At 47.9% G+C, this 12,445-nt stretch carries 8 protein-coding genes and 1 pseudogene; all 9 read left to right on the top strand.

The window, feature by feature from the left end; translation table 11 throughout:
• Nucleotides 1–139, top strand: a pseudogene (gene tuf, locus JIG40_RS07240) (elongation factor Tu); the annotation flags it as partial.
• A gap of 248 nt (nucleotides 140–387) precedes the next feature.
• Nucleotides 388–768: a preprotein translocase subunit SecE gene (secE, locus tag JIG40_RS07235; protein WP_020332599.1), complete on the top strand. Its 381-nt coding sequence runs from the start codon at nucleotides 388–390 to the stop codon at nucleotides 766–768.
• A gap of 12 nt (nucleotides 769–780) precedes the next feature.
• A complete protein-coding gene (nusG, locus tag JIG40_RS07230; protein ID WP_020332600.1) occupies nucleotides 781–1,329 on the top strand; it encodes a transcription termination/antitermination protein NusG in 549 nt (182 codons plus the stop codon).
• Nucleotides 1,330–1,473: 144 nt separating this feature from the next.
• The gene (gene rplK / locus JIG40_RS07225; protein WP_020332601.1) at nucleotides 1,474–1,902 is read left to right on the top strand and encodes a 50S ribosomal protein L11; all 429 of its coding nucleotides are present in this window, start codon (nucleotides 1,474–1,476) and stop codon (nucleotides 1,900–1,902) included.
• A 4-nt stretch (nucleotides 1,903–1,906) separates the two neighbouring features.
• Nucleotides 1,907–2,608, top strand: coding sequence for a 50S ribosomal protein L1 (gene rplA, locus JIG40_RS07220; protein ID WP_020332602.1), 702 nt, complete (start codon nucleotides 1,907–1,909; stop codon nucleotides 2,606–2,608).
• Between the two features lie 282 nt (nucleotides 2,609–2,890).
• Nucleotides 2,891–3,385, top strand: a complete 495-nt coding sequence (rplJ, locus tag JIG40_RS07215) for a 50S ribosomal protein L10 (RefSeq protein ID WP_020332603.1) — start codon at nucleotides 2,891–2,893, stop codon at nucleotides 3,383–3,385.
• 59 nt (nucleotides 3,386–3,444) lie between these two features.
• Nucleotides 3,445–3,813 carry a 50S ribosomal protein L7/L12 gene (gene rplL / locus JIG40_RS07210; protein ID WP_020332604.1) on the top strand — a complete coding sequence of 123 codons (369 nt, stop codon included), beginning with the start codon at nucleotides 3,445–3,447 and terminating at the stop codon, nucleotides 3,811–3,813.
• A 230-nt stretch (nucleotides 3,814–4,043) separates the two neighbouring features.
• Nucleotides 4,044–8,072 (top strand): DNA-directed RNA polymerase subunit beta, encoded by a 4,029-nt coding sequence (rpoB, locus tag JIG40_RS07205; RefSeq protein ID WP_020332605.1) that lies wholly within the window; start codon nucleotides 4,044–4,046, stop codon nucleotides 8,070–8,072.
• Nucleotides 8,073–8,174: 102 nt separating this feature from the next.
• Entirely contained in the window at nucleotides 8,175–12,377 is a 4,203-nt protein-coding gene (gene rpoC, locus JIG40_RS07200) for a DNA-directed RNA polymerase subunit beta' (protein WP_020332607.1), read from the top strand.
• The last annotated feature ends 68 nt before the right edge of the window (nucleotides 12,378–12,445 follow it).

The raw sequence follows: 12,445 nt of genomic DNA, 5'->3' as shown, positions 1-12,445 counted from the left end.
GATGGTAATGCCAGGCGACAACATTCAAATGATTGTTGAACTGATCGCTCCAATCGCAATGGACGAAGGTCTACGCTTCGCGATCCGTGAAGGTGGCCGTACAGTTGGTGCTGGTGTTGTTGCTAAGATCATCGCTTAATCACAGATTCTGTGAAGAATGATTTGACTACGCAGTAGCAAAGAGGGCATCATTTGATGCCCTTTTTCTGCGCTGTAGTTTTTTGTGCTGATTTATTAATCGAATCGCACTCAGCAAGGAATTCCGGGGCTGAGAGTTCCTCTTGGTCTTGAACGATCGATCGACACTTTTTAGTGTTGATGGAATGGATTTGCCCTGCAACAGCGGGGTTGTTGTCGTCTATAGTAAGACTTGTGACAGGTTGGTTTATGAAAGCAAACAATGCTGAGACTCCTGATAGCTCAAGTGCAGCGGATACATTGAAGTGGATCGTCACTTTTGTACTGCTAGCTGCCGCTGTTGTGGGTAATTACCTGTATGGTGAATTGTCTGTAGTGATTCGCGCTGCAGGTGTGATTGTGTTGATTGCTGCTGCGCTTGGCGTTGCTGCAACCACATCAAAAGGTAAAGCCGCGATTATTTTTGCACGCGAATCTCGTATGGAAGTTCGCAAAGTTGTTTGGCCTACGCGTCAGGAAACAATGCAAACGACATTGATCGTGTTAGCTGTAAGTATTGTAATGGCTCTAGTGCTTTGGGGCATTGACGGCATTATGGTTCGTCTTGTTGCCTTTGCAACTGGGGTATAGAGGGTTTAATACATGAGTGAAGCTCCAAAAAAACGCTGGTATGTAGTTCAAGCCTTCTCGGGATTTGAAGGTCGTGTCGCCCAGTCACTTCGTGAACATATCAAAATGCATGGCATGGAAGAGTTGTTCGGTGAAGTTCTGGTTCCAACTGAAGAAGTTGTAGAAATGCGCGCCGGTCAACGCCGCAAAAGCGAACGTAAATTCTTCCCTGGTTACGTGTTAGTGCAAATGATCATGAATGATGAATCATGGCACTTAGTACGTAGCGTTCCTCGTGTAATGGGCTTCATTGGTGGTACCTCTGATCGTCCTGCACCTATCACAGATAAAGAAGCTGACGCTATTCTGAACCGTCTTGAGAAAGCGAGCGAAGCTCCACGTCCTAAGACTATGTTCGAAGCGGGCGAAGTGGTACGTGTTAACGAAGGTCCGTTTGCTGACTTCAACGGTACTGTTGAAGAAGTGGATTATGAGAAGAGCCGTCTGAAAGTGTCTGTATCGATCTTTGGTCGTGCAACACCGGTTGAGCTTGAATTTGGTCAGGTTGACAAACTTGATTAAAAAAACAGCTTTGTAGGCTTGTTTAAGGCGCGAAATCTGACTATAATTTCGCGCCTTTTTACTTCTGTCGAAGTGAAAAGTTTTTTGCTCTAACGGGGAGCTGATCAGTAGATTAGCGTTTGAACCCACAATCTAGGAAATATCATGGCTAAGAAAGTTGAAGCTTATATCAAGCTGCAAGTTGCAGCGGGTATGGCTAACCCAAGTCCACCAGTTGGTCCTGCTCTAGGTCAACGTGGTGTGAACATCATGGAATTCTGTAAAGCGTTCAACGCACGTACAGAATCTATGGAGAAAGGTCTACCTACTCCAGTTGTTATCACTGTATACAGCGACCGTTCTTTCACTTTTGAAACTAAGACTCCACCTGCAGCAGTTCTTCTGAAGAAAGCAGCTGGTATCAAGTCTGGTTCAGGTCGTCCAAACACTGATAAAGTGGGTACAATCACTGACGCTCAAATCCAAGAAATCGCAGAAACTAAAGCTGCTGACATGACTGGTGCTGATATCGAAGCAATGAAGCGTTCTATCGCAGGTACTGCTCGTTCAATGGGCCTAGTGGTTGAGGGTTAAGACAATGGCAAAACTAACTAAGCGCATGCGTACTATCCGCGAAAAAGTGGATGTAACTAAAGAGTACGACATCAACGAAGCTGTTGCTCTTCTGAAAGAACTTGCAACTGCAAAATTCGTAGAATCTGTTGACGTTGCTGTTAACCTAGGTATCGACGCTCGTAAATCTGACCAAAACGTTCGCGGTGCAACTGTACTGCCACACGGTACTGGTCGTGATATCCGCGTTGCTGTATTCACTCAAGGTGCTAACGCTGAAGCTGCGAAAGAAGCTGGCGCTGACCTAGTGGGTATGGAAGATCTTGCTGAGCAAGTTAAGAAAGGCGAAATGAACTTCGACGTAGTTATCGCATCTCCAGATGCAATGCGCGTTGTAGGTCAACTAGGTACTATCCTAGGTCCTCGCGGTCTGATGCCAAACCCTAAAGTTGGTACTGTAACTCCTAACGTTGCTGAAGCGGTTAAGAACGCTAAAGCAGGTCAGGTTCGTTACCGTAACGACAAGAACGGCATCATCCACACTACCATTGGTAAGGTGTCTTTCGAAACTGAACAACTTAAAGAGAACCTAGAAGCTCTGCTAGTTGCTCTGAAGAAAGCAAAACCTTCTTCTGCGAAAGGTACTTTCGTGAAGAAAGTAAGCATCTCTACTACTATGGGTGCTGGCGTTGCTGTTGATCAGGCGACTCTGACTGCTCAAGTATAATGCATTTGCTTAGGCGTGAAATTTGTGTATAATTTCGCGCCTAATATTTGTGGTTGGGGCTGATAGTTCATTCCTCGAATGAATGTTCAGTCTCCGTCCAAGACCGTAGGCGTTATCACTTGATAACTTAATGCAACCTACGTAGATGGTGCCCGAACCTGACAGAAAGATTTCATTTTTTATTTTAAAGAATGGGTTAACTTTCTTCTGGGACTGCACCTAATAATCTCTCACTGTTGTGATAATAGTGAGTGGTGTAACGACAACCAGGAGTAATCCAAGATGGCTTTAAATCTTCAAGACAAAAAAGCAATTGTCGCTGAAGTCAACGAAGCGGCCAGTGGTGCACTTTCTGCAGTTGTAGCTGACTCTCGTGGTGTACAAGTTGCTGCGATGACAACTCTACGTAAACAAGCTCGCGAAGCGGGTGTTTACCTACGTGTTGTTCGTAACACACTAGCACGTCGCGCAGTAGAAGGCACAGCTTACGAATGTCTACAAGACGTATTCGTAGGTCCTACTTTGATCGGCTTCTCTAACGAGCACCCAGGTGCTGCAGCGCGTCTTTTCAAAGACTTCGCTAAAGAGAACAAAGCGTTTGAGATCAAAGCAGCTGCATATGAAGGCGCACTGACTGACGTTGAAGTACTAGCGACGCTACCAACTTACGACGAAGCAATCGCACGTCTGATGATGTGCATGAAAGAAGCTTCTGCTGCTAAGCTGGCTCGCACTATCGCTGCTATCCGTGACCAAAAAGAAGCTGCTGCGGCTTAATTGCCTTGCTTTTTACTGGTTGCAAAATAAACTTATTGTTGACTTAAAAGAGAATTGTTATGTCTATTACTAACGAGCAAATCCTAGACGCTATTGCAGAAATGACTGTAATGCAAGTTGTTGAACTGATCTCTGCAATGGAAGAGAAATTCGGTGTTACTGCTGCTGCTGCAGTTGTAGCTGGTGGTGCTGCTGCAGGCGCTGCTGTTGAAGAGCAAACTGAATTCGACGTAATCCTAGCTTCTGCTGGCGCGAACAAAGTTTCTGTAATTAAAGCAGTACGTGGCGCAACTGGCCTAGGTCTGAAAGAAGCTAAAGCTCTAGTTGACGGCGCTCCAGCTGCTCTGAAAGAAGCTGTATCTAAAGAAGAAGCTGAAGCACTGAAGAAAGAGCTTGAAGAAGCTGGTGCAACTGTTGAAGTTAAGTAATAATTACTTAATTTCTTAGCCGTAAGGCTAATGGCTGGTGGTTTATTGACCACCGGCCTTTTTGCGCTGTAGGGTATGAGCGAATTTTCCCGCTGTTTAAGCGTCTCATATCCTTGCAAAAAACGTCTCATTCTAACGTAATGAGCCGTCACTACAGTAAACAGCGATTTAGTCACTGTCCCCTTTTCAGCGGACAGTTTGGGTCACTTATCAGCGAGCTGAGGAACCCCATGGTTTACTCTTATACCGAGAAAAAGCGCATCCGTAAGGACTTTGGTACTCGTCCACAAGTGTTGGACATTCCATACCTGCTATCGATCCAGCTCGATTCGTTCGAAAAATTCATCGAACAGGATCCTGAAGGACAATACGGTCTTGAAGCCGCTTTTCGTTCTGTGTTTCCAATCCAGAGCTACAACGGCAATTCAGAGCTGCAATACGTTAGCTACCGTCTTGGTGAGCCAGTTTTTGACGTTAAAGAATGTCAAATCCGTGGTGTAACTTATTCAAAACCGCTACGCGTGAAACTACGCCTAGTGATCTTTGATAAAGACGCGCCAGCAGGTACTGTCAAAGATATTAAAGAACAAGAAGTCTACATGGGTGAAATTCCACTCATGACAGATAATGGTACCTTTGTAATCAATGGTACCGAGAGGGTTATCGTATCCCAGCTGCACCGAAGCCCAGGCGTGTTCTTCGACAGCGATAAGGGTAAGACCCATTCTTCAGGTAAAGTGCTTTACAACGCACGTATCATCCCGTACCGCGGTTCTTGGTTGGATTTCGAATTCGACCCTAAAGATAACCTGTACGTACGTATTGACCGTCGTCGTAAGCTACCTGCATCTATTATCCTGCGTGCGCTGGGTAAGACGACTGAAGAAATCCTCGACATCTTCTTCGAGAAAATTAATTTCGAAGTCAAAGACCAGACTCTGATGATGGAGTTGGTCCCTGAGCGTCTACGCGGTGAAACTGCGTCTTTCGATATCGAAGCAGACGGTAAGGTTTATGTTGAGAAAGGTCGTCGCGTAACGGCTCGTCATATCCGTCAACTTGAAAAAGATGACGTGAGCTTTATCGAAGTACCAGTTGAGTACATCGTAGGCAAAGTTTCTTCTAAAGATTACATCAACGAAGCAACTGGCGAGATCATCGTTGCAGCGAACCAGGAAATTAGCCTTGAATCGCTGGCGAACCTGTCACAAGCAGGTTACAAAAAACTAGAAGTTCTGTTTACGAACGATCTAGACCACGGTCCGTTCATGTCTGAAACCCTGCGTATCGACAGCTCGAATGACCGTATTTCAGCGCTGGTAGAAATCTACCGCATGATGCGCCCTGGCGAGCCGCCAACAAAAGAAGCGGCTGAAGCCCTATTTGAAAGCCTATTCTTCTCTGAAGAACGCTACGACCTGTCTACGGTAGGCCGTATGAAGTTCAACAGCTCTATCGAGCGTGCAGACGCAGAAGAGCAAGGCACTCTTGACGAAACAGACATCGTCGAAGTGATGAAGAAACTGATCGCGATCCGTAACGGTAAAGGCGAAGTGGACGATATCGACCACCTTGGCAACCGTCGTATCCGTTCTGTTGGCGAAATGGCAGAGAACCAATTCCGTGTTGGTCTTGTACGTGTTGAACGCGCAGTGAAGGAACGCCTAAGCCTTGGCGATCTGGACAACGTGATGCCACAAGATCTGATCAACGCGAAACCAATTTCTGCTGCTGTTAAAGAATTCTTCGGTTCTTCACAGCTGTCTCAGTTTATGGACCAGAACAACCCGTTGTCAGAAGTTACGCACAAACGTCGTATCTCTGCATTAGGTCCTGGCGGTCTGACTCGTGAGCGTGCTGGCTTCGAAGTACGTGACGTACACGTAACTCACTACGGTCGTCTATGTCCTATCGAAACGCCTGAAGGTCCGAACATCGGTCTGATCAACTCGCTGTCTGCGTTTGCACGCTGCAACGAGTACGGTTTCCTAGAAACCCCATACCGTCGCGTTGTAGATGGCGTTGTTACGGATGAAGTGGATTACCTGTCAGCTATCGAAGAAGGTCAATTCGTTATCGCACAGGCGAACGCGAAACTGACTGAAGAAGGTGGCTTTGCTGATGAGCTGGTTACAGCACGTCAAAAAGGTGAATCTGGTCTTCACCCACGTGAACACGTTAACTACATGGACGTTGCAACGAACCAGGTTGTATCGATCGCAGCATCGCTGATTCCATTCCTGGAACACGATGACGCGAACCGTGCATTGATGGGTGCGAACATGCAACGTCAAGCAGTACCAACGCTGAAAGCTGAGAAGCCTTTCGTTGGTACCGGTATTGAACGTAACGTAGCGGTAGACTCAGGCGTAACTGCAGTCGCGAAACGCGGCGGTATGATTCAGTCTGTAGACGCATCACGTATCGTAGTTAAGGTTAATGAAGAAGAGTTGATTCCTGGCGAAGCGGGTATCGATATCTACAACCTGACTAAATACACCCGTTCTAACCAGAACACTTGTATCAACCAGCGTCCATGTGTGATGCCGGGTGAACCTGTGGCTCGCGGTGACGTACTGGCTGACGGTCCATCAACTGACCTTGGTGAACTGGCGCTTGGCCAAAACATGCGTATCGCGTTCATGCCTTGGAACGGTTACAACTTCGAAGACTCGATCCTGGTTTCTGAACGTGTTGTTCAAGATGACCGTTTCACGACTATCCACATTCAAGAACTGTCTTGTGTGGCTCGTGATACTAAGCTGGGTGCAGAAGAGATCACTGCGGATATTCCAAACGTAGGTGAAGCTGCGCTGTCTAAGCTGGATGAGTCAGGTATCGTTTACATCGGTGCTGAAGTGAAGGGTGGCGACATCCTGGTTGGTAAAGTAACGCCGAAAGGCGAAACCCAACTGACACCTGAAGAGAAGCTGCTACGCGCTATCTTCGGTGAGAAAGCATCGGACGTTAAAGATACTTCTCTGCGTGTACCTAACTCTGTTGCGGGTACGGTTATCGACGTTCAAGTCTTCACTCGCGATGGCGTAGAAAAAGACAAACGTGCGCTTGAAATCGAACAGATGCAGCTGAAAGAAGCGAAGAAAGACCTGACTGAAGAATTCCAGATTCTGGAAGGCGGTCTGCTTGCTCGTGTTCGTTCTCTGCTGATCACTGGCGGTTATAGCGAAGCGAAGCTGGACTCTATCGATCGTAAGAAATGGCTAGAACAGACGCTAGAAAACGACGAACTGCAAACTCAGCTAGAGCAAATGGCTGAGCAGTACGACGAGCTGAAAGCGGAATTCGATAAGAAATTCGAAACCAAGCGTCGCAAGATCACCCAAGGTGATGACCTTGCACCTGGCGTTCTGAAGATCGTTAAAGTGTACCTGGCAGTGAAACGTCGCATCCAACCGGGTGATAAGATGGCGGGTCGTCACGGTAACAAGGGTGTAATCTCTAAGATCAACCCTGTTGAAGACATGCCATACGATGAGAAAGGCCAACCGGTCGACATCGTACTGAACCCACTGGGTGTACCTTCACGTATGAACATCGGTCAGATCCTAGAAGTTCACTTAGGTCTGGCTGCGAAAGGTATCGGCGACAAGATCAACCAGATGATCAAGGAACAACAAGAGCTGGCTAAGCTGCGTGAGTTCCTGCAGAAGGTTTACGATCTGGGCGAAACTCGTCAACAAGTCGACATTGCGGCTCTGTCTGATGAGGAAGTACGTACACTGGCAAATAACCTGCGCGCAGGTCTGCCAATCGCGACTCCAGTCTTTGATGGTGCGAACGAAGCGTCAATCAAAGAGCTACTGAAACTGGGTGATCTGCCAGAATCTGGCCAGCTGACTCTGTTTGATGGCCGTACTGGTGATGCGTTTGAGCGTCCGGTAACTGTAGGTTACATGTACATGCTGAAACTGAACCACTTGGTTGACGACAAGATGCACGCTCGTTCAACAGGTTCTTACAGCCTAGTAACTCAGCAACCACTTGGTGGTAAAGCTCAGTTCGGTGGTCAGCGTTTTGGTGAGATGGAAGTATGGGCACTGGAAGCATACGGTGCAGCTTACACCCTACAAGAAATGCTAACCGTTAAGTCGGATGACGTTAACGGCCGTACGAAGATGTATAAGAACATCGTTGACGGAAACCACGCGATGGAACCTGGTATGCCAGAATCGTTCAACGTACTGTTGAAAGAGATTCGCTCGCTGGGTATCAACATCGAGCTAGAAGACGAAGAGTAAACCTTAAGGTTCCCCATTCGGGGAGCCTAACCGGTTTTCTGGTAGGAAGGAGCTCGCTAGTTCACGCGGCGAGTTCCTTTTAACTCCTTACAGGAGCTGATTGTGAAAGACTTATTAAACTTTCTAAAAGCACAGCATAAGACCGAAGAATTTGATGCAATCAAAATCGGTCTGTCTTCACCTGACATGATTCGTTCATGGTCATTTGGTGAAGTGAAAAAACCTGAGACCATCAACTATCGTACGTTCAAACCTGAACGCGATGGTCTTTTCTGTGCGCGTATTTTTGGCCCGGTAAAAGACTACGAATGTCTTTGTGGCAAATATAAGCGTCTGAAACACCGTGGTGTTATCTGTGAGAAGTGTGGCGTTGAAGTAACGCAAACTAAAGTTCGTCGTGACCGTATGGGCCACATCGAGCTGGCTTCTCCAGTTGCTCACATCTGGTTCCTAAAATCACTGCCGTCTCGTATCGGTCTGTTGATGGATATGCCACTGCGCGACATCGAACGTGTTCTTTACTTCGAAATGTACGTGGTGACTGAACCAGGCATGACTGACCTGGAACGTGGTCAGATGCTGACTGAAGAAGAGTATCTGGATCGCCTGGAAGAGTGGGGCGACGAGTTCACTGCGAAAATGGGTGCAGAAGCGATCAAAGATCTGCTGTCATCTATGGATCTGCTGGCTGAAGCTGAGCAGATGCGCGAAGAGCTGGATACGACTAACTCAGAAACTAAGCGTAAGAAAGTTACGAAGCGCCTGAAACTGGTTGAAGCATTCGTTGCATCAGGTAACAAACCTGAGTGGATGATTCTGACTGTGCTTCCGGTACTTCCGCCAGATCTACGTCCTCTGGTACCACTAGATGGCGGTCGCTTTGCGACTTCAGATCTGAACGATCTATACCGTCGTGTGATTAACCGTAACAACCGTCTGAAACGCCTTCTAGAGCTTGCTGCTCCGGACATCATCGTACGCAACGAAAAACGTATGCTACAAGAGTCTGTTGATGCGCTTCTGGATAACGGTCGCCGCGGTCGTGCGATCACAGGTTCGAACAAGCGTCCTCTGAAATCTCTTGCTGATATGATCAAGGGTAAACAAGGTCGTTTCCGTCAGAACCTGCTAGGTAAACGTGTAGACTACTCAGGCCGTTCTGTAATCACAGTTGGTCCTTACCTGCGTCTGCACCAGTGTGGTCTTCCTAAGAAGATGGCACTTGAGCTGTTCAAACCATTCATCTACAGCAAGCTGGAAACTCGTGGCCTGGCGACGACGATCAAAGCTGCGAAGAAAATGGTAGAGCGTGAAGAAGCAGTTGTATGGGATATCCTGGATGAAGTTATCCGTGAACACCCAGTGCTACTTAACCGTGCACCAACTCTTCACCGTCTAGGTATTCAGGCGTTTGAACCTGTACTGATCGAAGGTAAAGCGATTCAGCTACACCCACTTGTGTGTGCGGCGTACAACGCGGACTTCGATGGTGACCAAATGGCGGTACACGTGCCTCTGACTCTGGAAGCACAGCTAGAAGCTCGTACTCTGATGATGTCGACAAACAACATTCTGTCGCCAGCGTCAGGTGATCCGATCATCGTACCTTCTCAGGACGTTGTATTGGGTCTGTACTACATGACTCGTGAGAAGATCAACGCGAAAGGTGAAGGTATGTACCTGGCCGGCCCAGCTGAGGCTGAGAAGGCTTACCGCACTAAGACTGCGGCACTGCACGCACGCGTTAAAGTTCGTATCACTGAAACAGTGGTTGATGAAGACGGTAATCGCACAACTGAGACCAAGATGGTGGATACCACTGTTGGTCGTGCAATGTTGTGGCAAATCGTACCGAAAGGTCTGCCATTCAGCATCGTGAACCAGAAGCTAGGTAAGAAACAGATTTCTAACCTGCTGAACGAGGCGTACCGCAAACTGGGTCTGAAAGACACCGTTATCTTCGCTGACCAAATCATGTACACCGGTTTCGCCTACGCGGCACTGTCAGGTGTTTCTGTTGGTATCGACGATATGGTTGTACCGCCTGCGAAATACACTGAAATCTCCGAAGCGGAAGAAGAAGTACGTGAAATCCAGGAACAGTTCCAGTCTGGTCTGGTAACTGCCGGTGAACGCTATAACAAAGTGATCGATATTTGGGCATCAACCAACGATCGCGTAGCGAAAGCGATGATGGAGAACCTGTCGTCTGAAATGGTGATTAACCGTGACGGCGAAGAAGAGAAACAAGAGTCGTTCAACAGCATCTACATGATGGCTGACTCAGGTGCTCGTGGTTCTGCAGCTCAGATTCGTCAGCTTGCTGGTATGCGTGGTCTGATGGCTCGTCCAGATGGTTCGATCATCGAGACGCCAATCACTGCGAACTTTAAAGAAGGTCTGAACGTACTACAGTACTTTATCTCAACGCACGGTGCTCGTAAGGGTCTGGCGGATACGGCACTGAAGACAGCGAACTCAGGTTACCTAACACGTCGTCTAGTAGACGTTGCTCAAGACGTTGTCGTTTATGAGCACGACTGTGGCACCCAAGAGGGTGTAGACATGATGCCTCACATCGAGGGTGGTGACGTTAAAGTTCCACTGACTGAGCTTGCTCTGGGTCGTGTGGTTGCTGAAGACATTCTGAAACCAGGTACAGAAGAAGTGCTTGTTCCTCGTAACACGCTTCTGGATGAGAAATGGTGTCAGATTCTAAACGACAACTCTGTTGACCGTATTAAAGTACGTTCAGTGGTAACCTGTGACGCAGACTTCGGTTGCTGTGCACTGTGTTACGGTCGTGACCTGGCTCGTGGTCACCTGGTTAACCAAGGTGAAGCTGTGGGTGTTATCGCGGCTCAGTCAATCGGTGAACCTGGTACACAGCTGACGATGCGTACGTTCCACATCGGTGGTGCGGCATCAACAGCAGCAGCAGAAAACAGCATCCAAGCGAAAAACAAGGGTTCTGTTAAACTGCACAATGCGAAATTCGTAATCAACAAAGATGGCAAACTGGTAATCACTTCTCGTGCTTCTGAACTGACCATCATTGACGAATTTGGCCGTACCAAAGAGAAACACAAACTGCCATACGGCTCTTTGCTGAGCAAAGCAGACAACGATGCAGTAGATGCGGGCGAAACCGTAGCTAACTGGGAAGCGCACACCATGCCAATCATCACTGAAGTGGCAGGTCGCATCCAGTTCGTTGACATGATCGATGGCGTTACCGTTTCTCGCCAGACTGATGACCTGACTGGTCTGTCTTCAAGTGAAGTAACAGATGCCGCGGCTCGTCCAGCAGCAGGTAAAGATATGCGTCCAGCTATCAAACTTGTGGATGAGAAAGGTAATGATGTACTGATCCCTGGTACTGATATGCCAGCACAGTACTTCCTGCCTGGTAAAGCGATCGTGAACATCGACGATGGCGCTGAAGTGAATGTGGGTGACACACTGGCTCGTATTCCTCAGAAATCTGGCGGTAACAAGGACATCACCGGTGGTCTACCACGCGTAGCGGACCTGTTCGAAGCACGTAAGCCTAAAGAGCCTGCGATTCTTGCTGAGTACACAGGTACTGTAAGCTTCGGTAAAGAGACCAAAGGTAAGCGTCGTCTGATCATCACTCGCGACAGCGGTGAGACTTACGAAGAGATGATTCCTAAGCACCGTCAGCTGAACGTGTTTGAAGGTGAGCGCATCGAACGTGGTGATGTAATCGCAGATGGTCCAGAATCTCCACATGACATTCTGCGCCTACGTGGTATCCACGCTGTAACGACTTACATCGCGAACGAAGTTCAGGAAGTTTACCGTCTGCAAGGCGTTAAGATTAACGATAAGCACATTGAGACTATCGTTCGTCAGATGCTACGTAAGTGTACTATTACTCACGCAGGTGACTCTGAGTTCCTGCCAGGTGAGCAAGTAGAATACTCACAAGTGAAGATTGCGAACCGTAATCTGGAAGCAGAAGGTAAAGAACCAGCACGTTTTGAACGTGAACTACTGGGTATTACGAAAGCGTCTCTGGCAACAGAATCGTTCATCTCAGCCGCATCGTTCCAAGAAACGACTCGCGTACTGACTGAAGCAGCGGTTTCTGGTAAGCGTGATGACCTACGTGGTCTGAAAGAGAACGTTATCGTGGGTCGTCTGATCCCGGCTGGTACCGGTTTTGCGTACCACCAAGATCGTCAATCTAAGCGTGAAGCTCAGAAAGATGGTCCTTCTGCGGAACAGGCTACTGACAACCTGGCAGCTCTGCTAAACGCAGGCTTCTCAGCTGACGAGTAATCGTTCTGATAGCAAAAAGGCACCTTAGGGTGCCTTTTTTATTGCCTGCTATTTGCGCTGGTGGTTTT

This window comes from Vibrio sp. bablab_jr001 (assembly GCF_016464285.1).
Lineage (GTDB): Bacteria > Pseudomonadota > Gammaproteobacteria > Enterobacterales > Vibrionaceae > Vibrio > Vibrio fluvialis.
Note: the sequence above shows the minus strand (reverse complement) of the source record. Positions and strands in the feature narration are given on the sequence as shown.